The organism is Peredibacter starrii (assembly GCF_034259205.1).
In the GTDB taxonomy this organism is placed as follows: Bacteria; Bdellovibrionota; Bacteriovoracia; order Bacteriovoracales; family Bacteriovoracaceae; genus Peredibacter; species Peredibacter starrii.
Map to the genome: position 1 here is coordinate 3,363,021 of NZ_CP139487.1, position 20,861 is coordinate 3,383,881.

General features: G+C 41.2%; 24 protein-coding genes and 1 tRNA gene. 4 read left to right on the forward strand and 21 right to left on the reverse strand.

Annotation, left to right across the window (positions count from 1 at the left end):
• Positions 1–19: 19 nt before the first annotated feature.
• The 6 genes from SOO65_RS16785 to SOO65_RS16810 all read right to left on the reverse strand — a co-directional run bounded on the left by SOO65_RS16785 (position 20) and on the right by SOO65_RS16810 (position 4,325).
• Positions 20–223 (reverse strand): putative quorum-sensing-regulated virulence factor, encoded by a 204-nt coding sequence (locus tag SOO65_RS16785; RefSeq protein ID WP_321392998.1) that lies wholly within the window; start codon positions 221–223, stop codon positions 20–22.
• Positions 223–873 (reverse strand): pentapeptide repeat-containing protein, encoded by a 651-nt coding sequence (locus SOO65_RS16790; RefSeq protein ID WP_321393004.1) that lies wholly within the window; start codon positions 871–873, stop codon positions 223–225. The genes SOO65_RS16785 and SOO65_RS16790 overlap by 1 nt, the downstream gene beginning before the upstream one ends.
• Positions 874–1,041: 168 nt before the next feature.
• Positions 1,042–1,428: a hypothetical protein gene (locus tag SOO65_RS16795; protein WP_321393007.1), complete on the reverse strand. Its 387-nt coding sequence runs from the start codon at positions 1,426–1,428 to the stop codon at positions 1,042–1,044.
• Between the two features lie 97 nt (positions 1,429–1,525).
• On the reverse strand, positions 1,526–2,086 hold the full coding sequence (locus tag SOO65_RS16800) for a YdeI/OmpD-associated family protein (RefSeq protein ID WP_321393010.1): 561 nt from the start codon (positions 2,084–2,086) through the stop codon (positions 1,526–1,528).
• Positions 2,083–2,451 (reverse strand): response regulator, encoded by a 369-nt coding sequence (locus SOO65_RS16805; RefSeq protein ID WP_321393014.1) that lies wholly within the window; start codon positions 2,449–2,451, stop codon positions 2,083–2,085. Before SOO65_RS16805 ends, SOO65_RS16800 begins: the two co-directional genes overlap by 4 nt.
• Entirely contained in the window at positions 2,448–4,325 is a 1,878-nt protein-coding gene (locus SOO65_RS16810) for a sensor histidine kinase (protein ID WP_321393017.1), read from the reverse strand. The genes SOO65_RS16805 and SOO65_RS16810 overlap by 4 nt, the downstream gene beginning before the upstream one ends.
• Positions 4,326–4,441: 116 nt before the next feature.
• On the opposite strand from SOO65_RS16810, the gene purU reads away from it, so the two are divergent.
• Positions 4,442–5,275, forward strand: coding sequence for a formyltetrahydrofolate deformylase (purU, locus tag SOO65_RS16815; RefSeq protein ID WP_321393021.1), 834 nt, complete (start codon positions 4,442–4,444; stop codon positions 5,273–5,275).
• Here purU and SOO65_RS16820 read toward each other — a convergent pair.
• The 4 genes from SOO65_RS16820 to SOO65_RS16835 form a co-directional block, all read right to left on the reverse strand.
• Entirely contained in the window at positions 5,272–5,763 is a 492-nt protein-coding gene (locus tag SOO65_RS16820; RefSeq protein WP_321393024.1) for a hypothetical protein, read from the reverse strand. The two genes, purU and SOO65_RS16820, sit on opposite strands and share 4 nt — an antisense overlap.
• Before the next feature lie 30 nt (positions 5,764–5,793).
• Positions 5,794–6,519, reverse strand: coding sequence for an MgtC/SapB family protein (locus SOO65_RS16825; protein WP_321393029.1), 726 nt, complete (start codon positions 6,517–6,519; stop codon positions 5,794–5,796).
• Between the two features lie 115 nt (positions 6,520–6,634).
• On the reverse strand, positions 6,635–8,074 hold the full coding sequence (gene dacB, locus SOO65_RS16830; protein ID WP_321393035.1) for a D-alanyl-D-alanine carboxypeptidase/D-alanyl-D-alanine endopeptidase: 1,440 nt from the start codon (positions 8,072–8,074) through the stop codon (positions 6,635–6,637).
• A gap of 74 nt (positions 8,075–8,148) precedes the next feature.
• A complete protein-coding gene (locus tag SOO65_RS16835; protein ID WP_321393037.1) occupies positions 8,149–9,042 on the reverse strand; it encodes an EamA family transporter in 894 nt (297 codons plus the stop codon).
• A 38-nt stretch (positions 9,043–9,080) separates the two neighbouring features.
• Between SOO65_RS16835 and SOO65_RS16840 the strand changes: the two genes are divergently transcribed.
• Entirely contained in the window at positions 9,081–10,163 is a 1,083-nt protein-coding gene (locus SOO65_RS16840) for a methyltransferase (RefSeq protein WP_321393040.1), read from the forward strand.
• Between the two features lie 20 nt (positions 10,164–10,183).
• Here the strand turns inward: SOO65_RS16840 and SOO65_RS16845 are convergent, their stop codons facing one another.
• Entirely contained in the window at positions 10,184–11,641 is a 1,458-nt protein-coding gene (locus SOO65_RS16845; RefSeq protein WP_321393043.1) for a hypothetical protein, read from the reverse strand.
• Positions 11,642–11,827: 186 nt separating this feature from the next.
• Between SOO65_RS16845 and SOO65_RS16850 the strand changes: the two genes are divergently transcribed.
• Complete coding sequence (locus SOO65_RS16850; RefSeq protein WP_321393046.1) at positions 11,828–13,114, forward strand: alkaline phosphatase family protein; 1,287 nt, start codon at positions 11,828–11,830, stop codon at positions 13,112–13,114.
• Between the two features lie 71 nt (positions 13,115–13,185).
• Here the strand turns inward: SOO65_RS16850 and SOO65_RS20835 are convergent, their stop codons facing one another.
• The 9 genes from SOO65_RS20835 to SOO65_RS16890 form a co-directional block, all read right to left on the reverse strand.
• Positions 13,186–13,611: a DUF3995 domain-containing protein gene (locus SOO65_RS20835; RefSeq protein WP_407676969.1), complete on the reverse strand. Its 426-nt coding sequence runs from the start codon at positions 13,609–13,611 to the stop codon at positions 13,186–13,188.
• 163 nt (positions 13,612–13,774) lie between these two features.
• Positions 13,775–14,422, reverse strand: a complete 648-nt coding sequence (locus tag SOO65_RS16855) for an MIP/aquaporin family protein (RefSeq protein ID WP_321393049.1) — start codon at positions 14,420–14,422, stop codon at positions 13,775–13,777.
• The gene (locus SOO65_RS16860) at positions 14,422–14,847 is read right to left on the reverse strand and encodes an arsenate reductase ArsC (protein WP_321393052.1); all 426 of its coding nucleotides are present in this window, start codon (positions 14,845–14,847) and stop codon (positions 14,422–14,424) included. Before SOO65_RS16860 ends, SOO65_RS16855 begins: the two co-directional genes overlap by 1 nt.
• Before the next feature lie 5 nt (positions 14,848–14,852).
• Positions 14,853–15,302, reverse strand: coding sequence for an ArsI/CadI family heavy metal resistance metalloenzyme (locus SOO65_RS16865; protein ID WP_321393054.1), 450 nt, complete (start codon positions 15,300–15,302; stop codon positions 14,853–14,855).
• Between the two features lie 13 nt (positions 15,303–15,315).
• Complete coding sequence (locus SOO65_RS16870; RefSeq protein ID WP_321393057.1) at positions 15,316–15,732, reverse strand: MerR family DNA-binding protein; 417 nt, start codon at positions 15,730–15,732, stop codon at positions 15,316–15,318.
• 117 nt (positions 15,733–15,849) lie between these two features.
• Positions 15,850–15,926 (reverse strand) — tRNA-Arg (locus SOO65_RS16875).
• Between the two features lie 45 nt (positions 15,927–15,971).
• A complete protein-coding gene (locus tag SOO65_RS16880) occupies positions 15,972–16,901 on the reverse strand; it encodes a 2-hydroxyacid dehydrogenase (protein WP_321393060.1) in 930 nt (309 codons plus the stop codon).
• Positions 16,902–16,944: 43 nt separating this feature from the next.
• A complete protein-coding gene (locus SOO65_RS16885) occupies positions 16,945–19,251 on the reverse strand; it encodes a LysM peptidoglycan-binding domain-containing protein (protein ID WP_321393063.1) in 2,307 nt (768 codons plus the stop codon).
• 3 nt (positions 19,252–19,254) lie between these two features.
• A complete protein-coding gene (locus SOO65_RS16890) occupies positions 19,255–19,959 on the reverse strand; it encodes a tetratricopeptide repeat protein (protein ID WP_321393066.1) in 705 nt (234 codons plus the stop codon).
• Between the two features lie 86 nt (positions 19,960–20,045).
• Between SOO65_RS16890 and SOO65_RS16895 the strand changes: the two genes are divergently transcribed.
• Complete coding sequence (locus tag SOO65_RS16895) at positions 20,046–20,315, forward strand: hypothetical protein (RefSeq protein ID WP_321393068.1); 270 nt, start codon at positions 20,046–20,048, stop codon at positions 20,313–20,315.
• On the opposite strand, the gene bcp is transcribed toward SOO65_RS16895, so the two are convergent.
• The gene (gene bcp / locus SOO65_RS16900) at positions 20,302–20,745 is read right to left on the reverse strand and encodes a thioredoxin-dependent thiol peroxidase (RefSeq protein WP_407677020.1); all 444 of its coding nucleotides are present in this window, start codon (positions 20,743–20,745) and stop codon (positions 20,302–20,304) included. The two genes, SOO65_RS16895 and bcp, sit on opposite strands and share 14 nt — an antisense overlap.
• Between the last annotated feature and the right edge of the window lie 116 nt (positions 20,746–20,861).

The window sequence follows — 20,861 nt, forward strand, 5'->3', positions numbered from 1 at the left end:
AACTTTCAGTGAAGATTATTTACCGACTAATTGGTTTAATAAGATGCTCCAGTCCATTTAATTTGATCTCATATAATAGACCTAAAAGTTTCCCCAACTCTCCTTCAGGAAGACCATTAGTATAAAACCAAACAACATAAGGTTCTGGGAGATCTATAAGTGGAACACCTTTGTATTTACCAAAAGGCATAGTCATTAACTTAAGCTTTTCTAATTCATTCATCATACAACTTTAACACCCATCATTGAGATCATTCCAAGTGCTTCTTGCATTGGAATTTTTGCGTCCAAGAGATTATTGTCCTTAGGATTTAAGGCAATATTGATTGAATATGAGAAATCGCACTTCGAAAGATTGGTTTTGCCAAATGAAGTTCCTTGAAAATCACATTCCTTAAAAATACTTCCCGAAAAGTCACTGTCCGTAAAATCACAGTCTCGAACTCGGCAGTTGATCATCTCTCCTCGCTTCAACTTTAACCGACTAAAATTTCCATAGCGAAGTTCGCAATCAGAAAAATGGATCAGAGAAAGTTCACTTGCGCCCGACCATTCTATACCTACCAGTTTTGATCCTTCGAATTTACAATCACGGAAGTTGGACCTGGAAATTTTCACATTACTCATGTCACAGTTCTTGAATTTACAATCTACAAATCTTGACCGGGACAGATCTGCTGTCTGGAAATTAACTCCGGAAAAAGTGCAACCTTCATGGCCTCGATCGGTAAGATCAAGTTCCTGCAGATTGAAATTCTGAATGGTCGTAAATTCGAGGTCGGCTTGATCTAGAAATTCTTCAACGGTCATTTTCGCTCCTTTGCGATGTTTAAGTTGCAAAGAACTATTAAGCGGAGTGAGTTTCACGCGCATAACAGTTTCCTGCTTTGCCGTGGGTGTTCCGCTTAGGGCGAATCTCATACCTCAATGGAGAGGGACAACTGGACTAACCAAACCAGTTTGTGATTTTCGGATATAGGTAGTATAGGACGGTTTTGGACGTTACGAAAAGTTGAATTTCGAACGTCCAATGGTGAAAATTTAAGCGAATGTTGTTTGAACTTCTCTCGCCATCTTTGATTCAACGGCCTTCATTGCGGCCAAACAGATAGAATATGAAGGACTTTCAGAAACTGCGGCCCCGGCGTCCACGAAATTACCGGCGCTAAGATAAGAAATAAAATCTGCTGGTGATACAAACCCCTCAGATTTACCGGCCAAGGCAAACCATTGGCCACCCTCAATCGGGATTAAGGAAATATTCAATTTTTTGGCCACCTCATAGGCAGCACCAATTTCTTTTGTATATTCTCTAAGTGGTCTCTCCCCAGCGGGAGTGACTTCCGTCGGTACTTTTCTTTTGATGACGACTTCGTGATTGAAGATATGTTTTGCAATTAAAGTATCTAGCTCTCTACCTGGTCTCATGGGCCTTCCTTTAATGGTTTGTCGGAGTATATGGAGTTGGAGCTAAAAGTGACCTTAAAGTATTCTAAAGGTGATTTAATAATAAAAAAATTACAGACTAATGAAACTTCTCACCGTTCTCTAGCATCTGAATGATCTTATTAATCCACCTTTCACGAGTTTCCGCCTTCTTTGAGTTCTGCAGGCGATAAACTATGGCAAAGATATTCTGCTTGTTCAGTGTTTTGAAAAACTCGGCGGCCCTCTTTTTCTTTTTGAGTGCTTTCAGGAAGTCTTCCGGGGCCTTAGCATTTTTTGGTGAATCATAGGCCATGTCCCAGCGTCCATCGGCCTTGGCCTCTTCAATGGCCTTAAGCCCTGATTCTGTCATGTATCCAAGCTTTATGAGTCGCTCGACGTTTTCTGTATTAATTTTAGACCATTTGCTTTTTTTGGTTCGAGGCGTGTAGCGGTTTGTGTAACTGAGTTCATCAATGGCCTGTCTGACTCCATCAATCCATCCAAAGCACAGGGCCTCATCAATCGCCTGGGCCGGGGTGATACCTGTTTTCCCTGAATCTTTTTTGTAGAAACCTATCCAGATCTCGGTCTTCTTATCATGATTTTTTTCGAGCCAGGTTCTAAAAGCTTGCTGAGTTTTGAAATATTTTATGGTCATTGAAAAGTATACTTTTTTATCTTTTCCAGGAGAATATCAAGGTTGAACGGTTTTTCCACCCAATCAATTGCATTCACGTCTCTCGCCCTTTGTTCAGCATCTACCGCTGCAGTTGCCACAATAATGGGAGCCCTCTCTTTAAAATTCTCTGAATATGCCCTGGCAAATTCCCAGCCGTTCATCTTCGGCATCTTCATATCAAGAAGAAGAAGATCCGGCATGGGAGTGTTATTCAAAAGTTCCAAGGCGACCAGGCCATTTCCCGCAATCAGAACATCATAACCTTCAACCTCAAGGAAATCCTTTAAGGTGTGAAGAATGACCTTTTCGTCTTCAATGATAAGAATTGTTTTTGAATCAGTCATTTGGTCTCTCTTGGAAGTTCAAAATAAAAGCAACAACCACTTCCCTCTTTACTGGTTACTCCGATCGTACCTTTATGAAGAGCAATGATTTCTCGAGAAATGAATAGTCCCAGTCCCAGACCACCGGCCTTGTCGGCAAACTCACTTTCTCCTCTGGAGAATGGTGCAAACAGAACTTTTTGCTGTTCTTCAGAAATTCCTTCCCCGTAGTCCTTGACCGATACTCTGACCTTCTCAGGGTTTTTCTCAACAATGATATCGATGGGAGAATCCTCAGGCGTGTACTTGATGGCATTATCAACGAGATTAGAGATGACTTGAAAAACTCTGAGATTATCAATGTTCAGTTCGATGGTCTCGCTTGGGGCAGATAAATTAATTCTTCGATTGGGTTCACGAAGTCTGAACTCTTCGATGCATTGTTGAATCATGCCAACGATATTCGACTTTGAGGGCCTCAGCACCAGTACTCCACGCTCAAGCCTCGAAACGTCCAAAAGCTCAACTACGAGTTGAGAGATTCGATCCACTTGTGATTTAAGACGATCCAAGGTCGAAAGATCGACGGGCGTCCCTTTATCAAATTTTTTCTTCGCAAGTTGAACGAGTAGCGAGAATGCACTCACAGGAGTTCTCAGCTCATGAGCGGCTATATCTAAGAATCTTGATTTGATATTGACAGCATCTTCAGCTGCCTTCAGGGCGGCCTTTAATTTAATTTCGGCCTGTTTCTTCTCGGTGATATCTTGGGTGGTTCCATATAGTTCAGTGATCTTACCTGAAGCATCTCTCTTGGCCCCTCCATAAGCAGTAACATAACGACTGCTTCCATCCGGCAGGATATATTCCATGTCTAACTGATATGGCTCACCTGTCTTTAAACAATTCGAAACCGCTGCCTGCAATCTCTCCCAGCTCTCGGGAGCGTGAATTTTGGCGATTTCTGCATAGTTTGGTGCAGGTTTACTTGGATCAAGTCCAGACATGCGATACATCTCTTCTGACCAGATCACAATATCAGGCTCAATGATCCAACTCCAAACGCCAATATGAGCAAGAGCATAGGTCTTACTCAGCTGCTCTGCCAGATCTTTCACTTTCTGCTCAGCATGTCTTCTAAGTGTGATGTCTTTTACACTCGCAAGATACATGATGATGTTATTGTTTTTATCTTTCACTGTAGATGGAGCAACGATAACGGGAAATCGTTCACCATTTTTTCGCATGAAAATTAACTCAAAGTTGCTTCCATCTTCATTCAACGTTTTTTGAAAAGCATTATTAATGCTCTCATATTCCTCAGGTGGCCAGTACGGAAACGGGGGAGTTGTTCCAACAATTTCGTCTTTAGAAAACCCTGTCATCTGACAAAAGGCCGGGTTTACATCCAATTGCTTGCCGTTCTTATCAAGCACGGCGAAGCCATCGAGCATTGAATCAAACATGCTTCGAGTGAGATTCAGCTGATCGTTGAGCTTTTCTTCGATGTGTTTTTGTTCCGAGATATCGGCAAAGTTAACAACGATATATTTCAGCTTCCCCTCATTATCGAATTCCGGATGAGCGTTACAAATGACCCATACAGGACGAGATAGTTCTGATCTCACAACACCGAGAATAAAAGTTTTGAGAGATTTGTGAGTGGACAAGACCTGCCCCACTGGATATTCACTCTGAGGCATGTCAGTTCCATCTTCTCTAATAAATCTCCAGTGCGGATCAGTAATTGCTTTCCCCCGCATCTGCTCCATTGTAAGCCCTAATAATTTGAGTGCTGTCGGATTAGCGGAAACGACATGGGTATCAGCGTCGTGAATTACGACTCCGGTATTGAAATTCTCATATAGGACATCAAACTTTGAATAACGTTCCATAAGGTAGACATTATCAACGATACAGCAGAATCCAGACTTAATTTTACAAAAAATTAAGGTTTTACAGGTCTTTTCACCCTATAATTTATCTATCCACCTCTACAGAAGAAACGACCATGAACCACGTCTTGCTCATCAATAGCCGAGACCAAAAAGGACTCATTTCTAAAATTTCTACCATCCTTTATCAAAACGATCTCAATATTGTGGAAATGAAAGAACATGTGGATCGTGCATCCGATACCTTCTATATGCGTTGTGAATTTACCGGAGATGGAAACATCGAGGCGATAAAAGATAAAATTAAGAAGGAACTTCCGGCCAATGCGCAGTTGACTCTCAATCCAAAGAAGAAGAAAGACGTTGTGATTTTGGCGACGAAGGAGCATCACTGCCTAAGTGATATCCTTATCCGTCATTATTTTTCAGAACTTGATATTGAGATCAAATGTGTCATTGCCAATCATACAAACCTTAAAGAACTTGTGAATAAATTTGGGATTGAGTTCGTGCACATTAGTCATGAAAACAAAACCAAAGAGGCCTTTGAACAAGAAATTCTGGATTACACGAAGAAGTTCAATCCCGATTACCTGGTACTGGCGAAATTCATGCGGATTCTGTCTTCAAATTTCGTGAAACATTATCCAAACAAGATCATCAATATCCATCACTCATTTTTGCCTGCCTTCATCGGAGCAAATCCTTACCGTCAGGCCTATGAAAGAGGTATTAAGATCATCGGGGCCACTTCCCACTTTGTGACGGATGAATTGGACCAAGGTCCAATCATTTCCCAGAAAACCATTCAAGTGGACCACTCATTTTCAGCGGAAGACATGAAAAAGGCCGGACGAGACACTGAACGGCTCGCCCTTGCTGAGGCCCTCAATCACGCTATTGATGACCGGATATTTGTGATGGGAAATAAAACGGTGATTCTGACTTAAAAGTTGTAATGCAGACCGAGCATCAGATCTCCATCAATCCCAGTATCTTGAATGATATTGGCAGTCAGGTTTCCTTTTAGAAAGAGTTCCAATGGAACTTCTTTGAATTCATGGAAAAGACCTAAAGTTCCGCTTGGGCCTAGATGAAAATGATCGTCATGATCATGATGGCGATGATTGTGATCATGGTCATTGAAGGCCAATCTTGCACCTAATCCATAAAACCAACCAAATCGGACCTTCTCAATACTAAGAGTGTTTCTTCTCCAAGTGTAGTGAGAAGCTAATTGAAGATCATCGTCATCTCCAAAGTCATAGGCAAGGGTCGTATGGACAGTCACATCCTGACGTAAAAAATAATTTACAGACAGACCGGTTGGGGCACCAATGACAGCTCCTACTCCGAGCTTTTTGGCCTGGGCCAATTCAGGAAGCATTAAGAGTGAAAACATGAGCCATGGAACGATACGAAGCTTCGATTTAATCACATTAATTCCTTTGTAATTTTTGAACTAGTATTAAGGAGAAAGCTGTAATGAATATGGAGCCTGGATTTCTATTTTTTTAACGTATCGTTGAGTGGCGAGCTCGCTTAAAAATCTTTGATGGGGCCTGTGTCTTGTCGACAATTGAATTCTCCATAATTGCACTACGTCCTGCTGGTCCTGCATCACTTCTACCTTGTGACCCCAATCCATAATGATCTCTCGGACGAGAATGGGACCTTTGCCATCCAGATTGTCCACGTGAATCATATAGTAGACCCATTCATGTTCAAATAACGTTTTTTTATCCAGATAAGTTGGAATCCACAGAAGGACAAAAATCAAAAAAGTAACACTCAACCCGAAGACAAAATATCCCAGGCCGAACACCATTCCCACTGCGGCCGTGGCCCAGATTCCAGCGGCGGTAGTAAGACCGTTAATGACTCTACCCGAACGAAAAACCGCACCTGCACCCAGGAAACCTACTCCGGTCACAATCTGCGCCGGTATACGAGCTCCATCCATCATCATTTGCTGGTGATCAAATAACCGAGAAGTGAGAGTAAATACACAGGCCCCCATAGCGACCATCGCAAAAGTTCTTAGCCCTGCCGCTTTCTGAGCCTTTTCTCGCTCTTTTCCTACGACGATGCCTGAGAAGATGGCACCAAGACAGCTAAAAAAATAAGAAAATACCAATGGGATATGATCGAACAAATTATAAAGAAAGAAATCGTTGAGAAGTTCTAAACGCATAATGCCCCTAAAAAAATAAGGAATGTAATCGATGAATGATGAAGGAACGAATTTAGAAGAGTGAGGCCGTGAGCCCGTGTTTCCATGATTTCATAAAATGATTTTAGCTAACTGATTAATGAATGGAAATTGAATTATCTTTATCCATAATTTCTGCAATTAAATGGTCGTAAAAATCAGTCACCCGTTGTTCTTTATCGGAACCATTATAAATAAAACTAAAAGCAACTAAAGTGCCATCATTTTTCTTAGCGTAACCACCTAGGGCAATGGCGCCGGTAATAAATCCTGTTTTTGCCTTTACCCACTCTACTTTTGTAGAAGCGATCTTTCTCTTTTTTAAAGTCCCATCGACCCCTGCGACAGGCAGTGACTGCATGAAGACTTCATGTTGTTGCTTGTTACTAGCGATCCCTTGAAGAATTTTCAGCATATTGGCTGAAGAAATCTGATTTTGTGGGCTAAGACCTGATGGACTCACAAATGAGTACCCTTGTGGCGTCATCGCGAGACTCTTTGTTTCTTGATTGATGATCTTCACACCCTCAAAGATGGAACCTTGCTTATGATTTTTTACGGCAATTGCCTTTGCCAGCATTTCGGCCACATGGTTATTTGAATCTTTATTGAGGTCAGATAAAATTCCAAGCGTGTTTTTACCTCGATATTCCGCTAAGGCAAGTCCCGCACTCGGTGCCACTCCATTTAAAATTTTGCCGCTGATAGATATGCCCTGTTTCTTTAGACCATAGATAAGGTTGTGCCCTGACCAAAGATCGGGATCTGTGATATTTCTTTCAAATACTAAAGAACCATGTCCCTGCCCTAAACTACCTCTTAAAAGCAGGATATTTTCGCCATTTTTCTTGCGGCGTCTTTCAGCAATAACATCATTCGATCTTCCGCTTTTTGTTCTGATATGGCCTGATACTCTAACGTAATCATTTGGTGGGAAGACATCGACTTTCGCTTTCTCGCCATTTTTACCGGGAGTAATCGTGACCTTAATCGAGTTCCAATTGTAGGACATGGCCCCTACGGGAGCGTCGTAGATAAAGTCCGCGCGCTTATCCCCACGAGATTCATCATAACGAACATTATCGAAGTAAGAGTCATCGACAATGATGTCCCCTGTGATTTTTTTTACGCCTTTCTTCTTTAGGGCCAAGATGAGTTCGCTCATCCCTTCCGGGCCAAAGGAAGGATCACCTCCACCGATCAAGTAGAGATTCCCTTCAAGAGTCGAATTCACAATTCTACCATCGGTCTTGATTCTGGTAATGAATTGATGATCCAAGGAGAAGTTTTGAAGGACCGAGTATGATGTAACGACCTTCGACAGAGAAGCCAGAGTCAGCTTTTTGTTCGAATTGATATCAATTAATGTTTCTTTCTTACCGCCCACTTTGACCGTGAGAATAGAAAGTTTATCCGGTGAGATCTGGAATTTTTTAGCAAGATTTAAAGCTTCAGATTGCAATGTTTGAGCAAATAGACCGGTTGTTAAGCCACAAAATAAAAATGTCGAGGTGAATTTAAAAAACATTTCAGTCATCTCACGGATTAAAAGATAACTATAACTTGATTCAGGTTTTTTTGCCAGTAAACCACGATTTCAGAGTGATTTGCTCACATAACTACAAACTCTTGTTTTCTGAACATTCTAGTTAAAAGTGCGGTCAAAATAATAAGAGCACCAATGATTTGCTGCAATTCCATTTTCTCATTAAAGATAAAAGCTCCCCATAGAACGGCCGAAATCGGCTCCAGCATCATAATCAGAGAAAATTCGGTGCTCTTAATTTTTTGTAGGGCGGATAGTTCCAAGGTCAACGGAAGGACAGTGCTTATCATGGCAATTCCAGCAATGATCATCATCTGATTCATCGTGATATCGCCCATGACCTTAAGCTCTGACCGATAGAAAAGTAGTAAAGACAAGGCACCAAAAGTAATAATGTACATAGATGAAACAAGTGGATTCACCCGGTTCTGTACCTTCCCTGAAATCATAATGTAAAAGGCATAAATAATGGCGGACGCTATTCCTGCTATGGCCGCGGTCATCTCATGAACTTTAATTTGACCACCCAGGAGCAAAACCAATCCAAAAGCAGCTAATAAAAGAGACCCAACTTCGTGCTTGGTTAATTTATGTTTGGTGAAGATGCACGAAAACAAAGTCACCCAGAATGGATACGTATAAAGAATTAAAGACGCCATTGTCAGGCTTAGACCCTTAATGGAATAGAGATAAGTGATAGACATAAGCCCGTAACCACATACTCCCAGTAAAGCAAAAATTCCAATCTGCTTTGCAGGTAGAAGTACTGATTTACGACGAAATGAGAGAAGTAATATCCAAAGGAATAATGACGCTACCAAAAATCGATAAGACAATAATTGCCCAACCGTGAAGCCAGATTTGAAGGCCAACTTTCCAAACACCCCTAAAAGCCCAAAACAAAACGCAGTTAGTGAGGCCTCAATCATTCCAATAAAATATTGATTTGTTGTTTTCATTTGTTCGAATTGTAGCATTTTTAGAATAGAATGACTTTATGATTACTAGGTCAATTACTGATATAAAGCGCTACCCCCTGAAAAAGAATGATTTGCTTCAGGGCTGGGACGCCGCTGATTCCCTCATTCTTGAACATATTAAATCTCTGGATCTAACTGGTAAGCGCATACTCATTATTAACGATCAGTTCGGGGCCTTAAGCTGTGGCCTTTACGGCCATGACATCACCAGCTACACAGACTCCTATGTCAGCTATCGTGGAATACTTTTCAATAGCGAGCAGCAAATCACGCCGATTAGCAATCTCAAAGATCTTTCCGGGATATACGATTACGTTCTTCTTCAAATTCCAAAGAACATGTCTTTCCTGGAAGATATCCTGATTCACTTAACGAATCACCTTCTTCCTCATAGCAAACTGATTTGTGGATCAATGGTAAAGCACCTTGCCCCAACAAGCTTTGATCTAATAAATAAATATATCGGCACAACCTCTACTAGTCTTGCTGTGAAGAAGGCCCGACTGGTATTTGCAAATTTTGAGAAAGCGAAGGTCCCGAATATCTATCCACAGAAGATCAAGATGGATGGGTTTGAAAAAATTTTTACCAATCATTCAAACCTATTCAGTCGTGAGAAATTGGACATTGGAACCCGTTTTTTTCTTGAGCATATCCCTAAAGGCGACTTCAATGCGATTCTTGATCTTGGCTGCGCAAATGGCATCATTGGCATCAAGGCCAAGGAGTTAAATCCGAAGGCCCAGATTCATTACAGCGATGAATCCTTTATGGCGATCTTAAGTGCAAAAGAAAATTACCAAAATCATTTTACAGATGAACCCGTTCTTCACTGGACCAATTGCTACGAAGATGGCGCCAAGAACTCTCTCGATCTCATCTTGTGTAATCCCCCATTCCACCAAGGAACAACAGTGGGAGACTTCATCGCGACTCAGATGTTTAAAGATGGCCACAACGCTTTAAAGAAAGGCGGATCAATTCGAGTGATTGGGAATTCTCACCTGGGCTATCAGGTAAAACTCAAACAGATATTTGGAAATTCCAAAATCGTTGCCACCAATAACAAGTTCATGATTGTGGACGCGCAAAAGATTTAGATCCAAGGCCATAGTTCTTTTTAATATTGAATGCTCGTTGGTATCTCATCGACTGGCATGTAATTTTTTATTGTCAGCTTACTTTCAATTTCTTTCATGCGCTTTTTGAAATCACTGACATGCTGATTGAGATGAGGTTGTTTAAAACCATAATCAACTTTCATGAGATCACTCACGTTCCATGTTTCATAGAACAAACGATTCGCCATGATCCATTTTGTTTGATCAATAATCGTCAGGGCCTTTTTGTGATTGAATTTAAAATCAGGATTTTTAAATTCAGGGCTGCCGATTCGTAAACGCATTGGATTGTGATAAACAGGAATTTCCGAATATGTTCTATGATCAGTGGCGTGTCCGAGAGTTAAATCCCAGATTAAAACCGCCACGGCCTTGACAAAATTATCTCTCTCCCAAATTTCTACTCCATCCGGAAAGCTCGGCATGAAGGAATTAATATAATTCGCCCATTGAGTGACGACTTCATCTCCGCGTGGGATTTCCTTTAAAACATTTTTCGCCAATTCATAATAGGCCGGATAATAGGCATCATGAAAATTGCCAAAATCAGAGAGACACTTTTTTGGGCCAGATAGTGGATAAGTATATGGCTGATAAGATGGATTTCCTTTAATCCCTTTGTACCCAACGACTAAAAGGTCGCGTAGACTTTCACTGGTTGCAGGGAAAGGTCCGTAAATCATCCACCATTTATTTTCCAGTAGCGATGTTGGATTGTTCAAAACCTGGTAATCCAACTTCAATGTAATATCGAAATGAGGAATTAAAAATTGAAATAGCAGGTGATCTGTCGGTACTGACGTTTTGGTAATGGCATTAATAGCATCCATTGGAAAATGGAGCTTTGGGTGTTCCACGACATTGATATGAACAGAGGCCCCTTGAATACAAATGAATTTTGCAAGCGCCCAGAGATCTCCGTCATTGGGATCGACAACATAATTGCGAAGATTGATCGCCACTGGTTTTGCGTTCTTCCCATCGACCTCAAAGAGCGTAATGGATTTTTCACAGTGAAGTCCTTCGATAGGAGTCAATAAATCCATCGCCGAAAAATCGACCACATAATAAGTTTTCGATCTGTCGATATAACCAGAGAAGATTTTTCTTACGTTGAATGAAAGCTCATCCTTCAAATATTTTGCATAACAAGTATGGAAGAACAGATTTTTAAACTCTTCATTACTCAGAGGCTTTAATCCTCCATACCAAAGAGATCTACATAAAGCTCTTGGAGTATAAAATGCCAGATCCCATAAATAACGTGATCCAACTTTCATCCACCATCTGAATGTCTCAGAGAAAGGCAAATGTAAAACTGCAGGGACTTCCCCTATTGGGTGATTGGCAGATGGTTGAGGCCATGGGCCACCACGATTGTATAAAAACTTTTGTGGGGGCAATTCATTGAGATCTTTTTCGAGTTCTGGATTCTCTAATTTAAGGGCCGAAGACATAGAATGGCTCTCCTCATTTTAATTGCGAGAAACTATTCGCTAGAGAGATTATGAGAACGATGTGTCTTTTCACGAACTCAAGATTTCTTAATGAACGTTTTTGCCTAGTATCTCCATGGATTTATTGAGTTTAATCAAATTGCCGTAAAATAAGTGTTAAACACTTATTAATAACGAGAGTTAAACATGCACTATTTTTTGCTACTTAGTTGTTTTCTGTTCTCTACCCATACGTTTGCAAGCAAACGAGTCCTTGTGGTTTCTTGGGATGGTTTTCGTCCTGATTTTCTCACATCGGATACATTCAAAACTCCGAATACCAGAAAATTAATGAATGAAGGCGCCTACTCTTTGGATTTGGAATCTGTTAACCCTACTGTTACTTATCCTAATCACACTACGATGGTTACGGGTGTTCCATCATCTGTTCATGGAATTTTATCAAACACCGTTTTTGATTCAGCGAAAGGTCCGCTTGCGGCCTGGTATTGGGAAAGTAATAAAATCAAAACTCAACCTCTTTGGAAGCAAGCTTATGAAGAAGGCAAAAAAACTTCTATCCTTGGTTGGCCAGTAACCGTTGGAGGAAAAGCGACATGGTTTTTTCCGGAAATCTTTGCAGTTGCAGGAATGACTAAAACAAATGAAGAGCTCATTAGAACAGCAAGCGATCCGGCCGCTCTCAAAGAAGTTGAGACTGCACTTAATGAGAAAATTCCAACAGAGAACGAGCTTCCTCATGATCAGTGGTTGGTCAAAGCGGCAATCTATTTAGAGAATAAGCACCATCCTGACCTGCAACTAGTTCACCTTGCAAATGTGGATCATTGGCAACATGAATCAGGTATCAACTCAAAGGAAACCATCGCTTCAGTTGAAGAAATGGATCGTCAGATTGGAGAAATAAGTGCGGCGGCCAAGAAAGAAAATGTATGTCTTATTGTATTGGGAGATCACGGCCACGCGGATTTTCAATCAGTGTACAACATCAATTTTATTTTTAAGAAACATGGTCTGCTCAATATTAATGAGAAGAAAGAACTTGTTTCCTGGAAAGCAGTTGCTCACTCAAGCGGCGGGATGGCCGCTATTTATCTAAAACCTGAAGCTGATCGAAAAGCAGTTGAGAAGGTCCTCAAAAATGAATTAAAAAACGGCTTTGAAATTCTATCAAAAAATGGGTTTAAAACTCTCAACATCTATCCTGATGCTGACTTTGTTGTGATCGCCAAAATTGGATACGGCATTAGCGGCGGTTTCAATAAGGACAAAGAAATCGACGTACAAACGACAACACATGCTAACCATGGATACTTGAGTTCATTGAAAGAAATGAAGACTGTATTTTTGGCAAGCGGCTGTGGAATCAAACCAAAGAACATTGGAAAGATGAGTATGCTTCAAGTTGCTCCGACGATTGCTAAATTGTTGGGAATGAAGCTCAAGGCAGCGAAGAGTAAACCCGTGCTGTAAACAGCTTCCAAAGATACCATTAAAACAAAAAGCCTCACCGAAGTGAGGCTTTTTTTATCAATGTAAAATTATTAATACAAATTCATGGCCAAATAGATATAAGAAATTGCAATTCCTATGCACAGCGGACTGTAAAATAACCTGTTATAGTGAACAAAAATTTCAGTCCATTTATTTTCAAAGTATGGAAGATATCCCCCTAGTCCTCTGATAAGAAAAATGATTGCAACCAGATAATTTAGAAATGGTAGATAGCTCCGTCCAGGGAAGGATGCATCTCGAATGCTAATGAAAGGAATTATTCCAGCTATGGTTAATCCTGAGGCCACTGTGTAACAAGCGCGGATTGAGGGAAACTTCTTTCCTTTGCCAAAGACTTTGTCGATAAGATCTTGCCTATCTACTCCTGGCCAATTTCCACCATGACCCCAATAAATGTGGATGGCAGCTAAAATTAGTAGAATGACCATAATGAAAAGAGCAAAAGTATTTATCATTCCCCTAGTATAGTTAGATGAATGTACGATTGAATTTAAATTATTGAACTTTGTAAAAACGGTCAAAAAAAAGGATCCAAGTGGATCCTTTTTTAAATGGCGCACCAATCGGCGGGCCAATACGAACTTTCACATACAACATACTGATTACAAGTAAATAACATCAAGTCTGAGGAATCGCTCTTAATACAACCCAAGCCACTATTGCTCCCAGTAGCTGTGCTGCAACAAATGGAAGATAATGATTAATTGCCATGCCTCCAAAGGAGTTAGTAAAGTTTCGCGCAAAGGTAACTGCCGGATTGGCAAATGAAGTTGAGGAAGTAAACCAGTAAGCAGAAGTAATATAGGCTGCAACACTCATAGGTGCAAACTCAACATGTTTTTTCCCTGCTAAGGCTATCGTGCAAATTAGACCAAATGTCGCAATCACTTCAGACAACAGTAAATGACTCCCTAAACGTTCAATTTCTGAAAGCTGAAAAACTGGTAATTGAAAAATAACATGAGTAAGAATCACTCCCAAATACGCACCCGCCATTTGAGCTAAAATATAGCCAACAACTAGTTTTCGATCAATTTGCCCCCATAACATTTCTACCAGACTCACAACAGGGTTGATATGCGCACCTGAAATAGGGCCCAGGCACTGAATGAGAACAAAGAGACCTGCCCCAGTGGCCAGAGAGTTTGCTAATAGTGCGAGTCCAACTTGCCCTGGGAATAAATTTTGCCCCATAATTCCTGAGCCAAGGACAATCATGACAAGAAATGCTGTTCCTAAAAATTCCGATACTATTTTTGCTTTCATTATTTATTGCCAAGGATTTGAGGAAGCTTTTTGATCGAAGCTTCAATCTCATCTCTTACTCTCCGGTAAACATTGAGTACTTCTCCTTCATCTTTAATATCTTTCGTCAAAGCAGGTGGATCTTGAAAACCCACATGAATAATTGTCCCGCTAGGAAAATATGGACAAGTCTCTTTGGCAGCATCACATACCGTTATAACATAATCAAATTTTACATCTGGAAGTTCTTCAACCGTTTTGGAGTGATGTGATGAAATATCGACTCCAACCTCTTCCATCACTTTCATTGCTCTAACATTCATACCGTGCTTCTGTGTTCCGGCAGAATATACATTAAATACTTCTCCCCAATACTTTCGACAAAACCCTTCTGCCATTTGTGAACGACACGAGTTTCCAGTACAAAGAAACATGATATTTTTCATAAAGCCTAACAGCAGCTTTTAACAGTGGATGTTTTTGGAACACAACAAGCACTTGTGGTAACCTTAGGAGTCTTTGGCTTTTCACTATATACTTCAGCATCGGCCATCGTTTGATATGTTTCCCAAGCAATACCTGATGGGTCTTTCACCCAAGCCTTATTTGATTCAGCGTAACAGCAAGTTGTTGTTCCTTCTCCATAGACACCCAAATCCGCATTCTTTAGACGTTCAGTCAGTTCAGAGAGTTCATTGCCTTCATCAACTTGAAATCCAAGATGATCTACACCTTCTTCATTTGAGCGAGTAGAAATAGCAAAATTAATTCTGGGATCTTCAAGCATCCACTTTGCGTAATCTTCTTTCTGCTTTGTTGGTTTTTGCCCAAAAAGAGTTGAATAAAATTGAACTGATTGATGAATATCTTTTACACCGACGTGAATATGAAATCGTTTCATAAAATCCTCCTTCTTAACATTTGCAGCCTAATCCGGCCGCAAAACATTCTTGAACTTTGTATTGTTTAACTTGATCCTGGCTGGCATCACAAGCGCATGCTAACTTCTCTAAGCTTGCTTTCATTCTATTTAGATCGGCGATCTTTGCCTTTATCTCTTCAATCTTCGCTTCAGTTTTAACTTTTACAGTTCCACAGGTCATTCTTGGTTTTGTATTTAGCTCAAGTAGTTCTTTGACCTCATTAAGCGTAAATCCTAAATCCTGAGCACGTTTAATGAACCCAATCCTCTGTGCATCTTCTTCGTTGTAAGTTCTGAATGCACCAGTTGCTTTTGGTTCTCGAAGTAGATTTTTTCTCTGGTAGAAACGCACTGTCTCTACTCCTACTCCTGCCATCTCTGCTAATTTACCGATTGTTATCTTTTCCATAAATCTATATTAACATCCGTACTATAGTACGGAGTCAACACGCTATTTATTGAAGCGTTTTAAAAAAGATAGTTACTGGATTAAATAAGTTCGTATTTGGTAGCGAATAGTGAGGAATGGCGCACCCTGAGAGATTCGAACTCCCGACCAATTGGTTCGAAGCCAACTACTCTATCCAGCTGAGCTAAGGGTGCGTTGCCAGAAATCTTACTAATTCCGCCAATCTCTGGCCAGAAGAACTACTTTAAGACTTGGTTTTTTGGAGTTTCATGTCTCAACGCGGCCAACAGATTTTCGGCCGCCACTCTCACCATCCCCACTCTTGTAGCATCGGTAGCAGACCCAATATGCGGAGTGAGAACAACGTTTTTAAGCTCAAATAATGGCGAGGTCATAGGTAGCGGCTCGACCTCGAACACATCCAGACCAGCGGCTCTGATCTCCTTATTCTTGAGCGCTTCGTACAATGCCGCTTCATCCACAATTGGCCCACGAGCAGCATTAATAAGAATCGCGTCCTTCTTCATTAACTCAAGCTCACGTTTGCCAATTAAACCCTTAGTCTCTGAACTTAAGGGCAAGATCACCATCACGAAGTCAGACGTCTTTAAAAGCTCATCTAGACCCATATGGGTCGCTGGAAAGGGCAAGTGGTTCTTTTTCGTGCGAGTATGGTAACTGATCGTCATATCAAAACCAAAATGAGCACGCTTGGCGATGGCCTGGCCAATACCACCAAGACCAATGAGACCCAGTCTTTTTCCATGAATATCAGTTCCAAAAATTTCTTCTGTAACTCCACCCTTCCAATTCCCCGACTTCATCCATTCCTGGGCCTCGGGAATTCTTCGAGCAGTTGCCATGAGTAAGCCAAAAGCAAGATCCGCTGTGGTTTCATTCAAAACATGCGGAGTATTCGTAAGAACAATTCCTCGTTCTTTAATTAAGTTCAGATCACAACCATCGTACCCTACCGAAGTGAGAGCAATGACTTTCAAATTAGGAGCGGCATCCAGAAAAGCTTTGTCCGCTTTAAGTCCCAACCCAAAAATGGCCTTGGCCTCTTTCAAGTATTCCGGAAATTTCGGATCATTCATTTCAACGCAGACAACGTCCTTAACAAGCTCTTTAGCAACGGACTTCATCCATTTATTCGTATACAAAATCATTTGGGATTCCCAGAAAATCAAAAGGGCCCGAAGGCCCCTTTGATTATTGTTGTTCTTTCTTCTCGACGTTCAGAAGTTCATCAACTTCTTCCACATCAAACTCGGTCAGGCCGAATGGATTGTCTTTCGAGTTCAGATCTTCATCAAGGTAGCGCTTACCAAGGTTCTCTTCAATTTCTTCAAGAGAGTCTTGATCCACATTTCCACGTTTCTTCTCGATGTCGTTTAAGTTCTCGTTCTCAAGAAGCTTATCTTCATCAAGTTTAGCATCATTCAGAATCGTCTCAGCTTCTTCAATTTCATTCTCAAGACGCTCAAGGGCCTTCAGATCCTTCTCAGAATCTTTAATGACTGACTTCTCGCGCTCTTGTCTTTCAAGTTCTGCAAGCTCATCCTCAGTTAATTGAATCTTATCTGCTTGCTTCAATAGATCATCATTCAGATTTTCAAGATTCAGGTCAACATCAAGCTCTTCCAAGGCCTTACCACCCATAAGCTCTTTATCGCCCTTAGACTTTTGTCCACGAGCTTTGATTTCTCTCAGGTAAGATTCTTTGGTCTTAGTGATTGCAATATCACCAGCATAGAAATCACGGATTGAATTGACCACAAGTGCTGTTGCAAAGTTATCTGTCAGAGTAATAATCGCAAGTTCACCCAACTTATATGTTGGCTGATCTGTGATGTTCTTATCTGTTAATCGATCTTTGAAACCATAAACTTCGAATACGTTCCCCATTTCAACGCCATCGGCACGACCGCGATCCAGGTAAACAACGTCACCCATTCCAAGAATCGTCTGCATTGGCTGATACGGAGCAAGAATTGCGGCCTCTACCAGACGCGAATTATACGTTTTTGTAATGCGATCAATTTTCGGTGTGTAGGCCGTGATACGGTCACCACGCTGAGGAGTTCCTGAAACTTCAACAAACTCCACTTCCCACTTATCTTTAATCTTACGAATAAGTTTGATCTGACCCACGATTGAATACTTGTAACCTTCGCGGTCTGAATTTTTGTGCTTAACTTTTCCACCACTCGAATAAACCGAGAACATATCACCCGGAAGTGCGTTCACAGTTTCATCGAATTGAACGTATGCGTGATCGGCCTTCACAAAGAAAATGTTCTCATCCGGACCGTTAGTAATTGAACCAAAGTCCTGAACGATATTCGTTGAAACGAAAGTGCTTAGATAAAAGCCCTCTTTAACAGAATAGAAAATACGTGAGTTTTTATCAAAACCAGTACGGTCGTAGTTCTTTGGAAGAATCAGGCTGATTTCATCACGAGGCGGCTCGTAGTTCTCATACTCACGGTTAAGCGCTTGCTCTCCCGCTTGAGTCAGATCATCCATGGTTTCTTCAGAAGCGTATTGGAAATAAACACCCTGATTCTGAAGTTCACTCTTCTCATCCATCCATGCCGGCTTCACGTCTTCACCGAAGTTAGCAAGATCAGAAGCGTTCTGAGTGCCTTTGGCCCCCGGAGCTGCATTCAATTCATCTTCAGTAAACGTACCAAGTTTCACATCCGGAGCAACCGAGCTACTACCAGTTGTAAATGAAAGCACCATTCCCGGCTCAATAAAGTGCGGATTGGTGATGTATGAGTTCAAAGACCAGATTTTTGGATAATAAAAACCAGATCCAAATAAACGTTTTGAGATTTTAAATAACCAGTCGTCTTTCACAACTGTATATGAATCAACTTTGGCAGCAGTCGCCACTTCGTTCCATTCATTATCTGAAATTTGGCCTTGAATGTTTTGAGCAAGCCCAAGAAGATCACGCTCTTCACGACCAACATCAAAGATCTCAGGCTCAGCAGGTTTTTTCTCGGCAGTTGCAGTCGATGCCGACGGGATTACCGGTGTTGGTTCTTCTTTTTTAACTGTCTCAACAGACGGTGTTGGTTCGCCCATATCATTGGTCAGGGCCTCTAGATCATCGTCAGCTTTTTCTAGTGAAGTGTTCTCAGCTGTTTCCGAAGTTTCAACCGGAAGTTCTTCCAGAGTTTCAGTTCCAGGAGTTGTACCAAGATCGTTCGTCGCAGTTTCAGTTGTTGATTCACTTGGCTCAAGGGCATCAAGATCAACTGTTTCAGATGAAATGTTTTCAGTGGGAGCGGGAGTTGTTGTTTCAATGGAAGCTGAATCCATCGCAGTAGGTTCAGTCGCCTCAGGAGCAACAGTCTCTGAAACTTCCTTCACCTCTTCCGTAGATCCTTCATCATTTAATAAGGTCTGAAGATCATCATCCCCAAGATCTTCCTGCGCCATCAAACTTCCCGACGTATTCGCCAGAAGTAGAGCAACTAGAATCAGAACCTTACTTTCTTTTTTCAAATCTTATTCTCTTGTCTCAAAAACATCGTTTAGCATCGATGTGTATTGGTCTTTCTTATTTGCGATACCAAGTTTTTCAGTGCAAATCACTGCATACTTAAGAGCATCAAGGACCACACCTGATTCAGCGTTCTTATTAATAATGTCCTCAAAAACCTGAAGGGCCAAATCATACTGGCCACGACCTAGTAGCAACTCTCCGATCTGGAACTTTGCACGTACCTTAACTGGAGAGACAGCTTGGTTTTCAAGTTGCTGGAAAATTTTTGTGGCCTCACCTGGGTTGGAAGCTTTAAGCGCTAACCCACGACGGTAAAGACTTAGCTGAGACTCAACATCATCAGGAACCTGAATAGGAGCTGATGGCTGAGAAGGAGCTGCTGCACCAACACCCGCAGGTGGAAATACATTCACAGTTTCTGTTTCAACATTTGAAGAAGGTTGAGCGAAGTTTTCACTCTGCGTGCGCTGAAGTTCATCTACTAAAGTATCCTGACTTCCAGGAGGCCTCTCTTTTAGAGCTTCATATTTTTTTGATAATTCTTCGTATTTAACTAGAAGTTGATCATATTGAGCACGAGGCACTGTACGGGACGTACGCTTCATTTGTTTCTCATCATCTTCCACGAGTGAGCGCTCAAGATCGCGATACCACGAACATGAACTCAACAAGATAAGCGTTGCCACAGGTATCAAACTATATTTCAAAGCGTCCTCCATGACATAACTTCTTAAATTTTTTGACTTTCCCTATCTAATATCTTATTTCCTAATCCATCTAAGTCAAGGAATCTATGTCGCGCACCTATCAACAGAGTAAAACTCTCTACTATACTCGCCTAAGAGTGGCGAAGGATGATGCATTTTTCATCTACTTCACCTTCGAATCGAATGAAGGGCTGTGCTTCTTTTCTACCGCTGACGAATCGTTGAAGGGTGCTTACCGAGATATCGATGTCCGCTGCCCTATTGAGGCAAAGGAAAACTTAAAGGCCCTCATCGCAAGACTCCAGACCGAGATGCGCCTGGATGTCTTGGTTGAAGAAGAGATTATAGATTCTTAAAAAAGTTTAGAATGTCCTGGTGATGGGTCTTCGTATCCACTTTATGCATCACGTGCACAATCTTACCAGTTTTATCAATTAAAAAACTCTGACGAAGAATTCCCATAAATTCACGGCCCATAAACTTTTTAAGTCCCCACGATCCGTAGGCCTCAATCACTTTACGGTCTTCATCAGAAAGAAGTGTGAAGTTCAAATGTTGCTTCTCTTCAAACTGCTTCAGCTTTTTAACTGGATCTGCACTGATCCCTAGAACCACGATCTCAGAGTCTTTTAACTTTTGATCAGAATTTCTGATCTCGCAGGCCTGAACAGTACAACCTGGAGTCATCGCCTTTGGATAAAAATAAACCACCACATTCATGCCCTTAAAGTCATGCAGAGAAACTGAGTTTCCATTCTGATCTAGCAGAGTGAAATCCGGGGCCATGTCACCTGGCTTTAATGTATGAGATTTAATCACAGAGGCCGATTGTTTTTTAGCTGATACTTTCTTAGTCACTTTCTTCGTTGGGGCTTTCTTCGTGACCTTCTTTACTGCTTTTT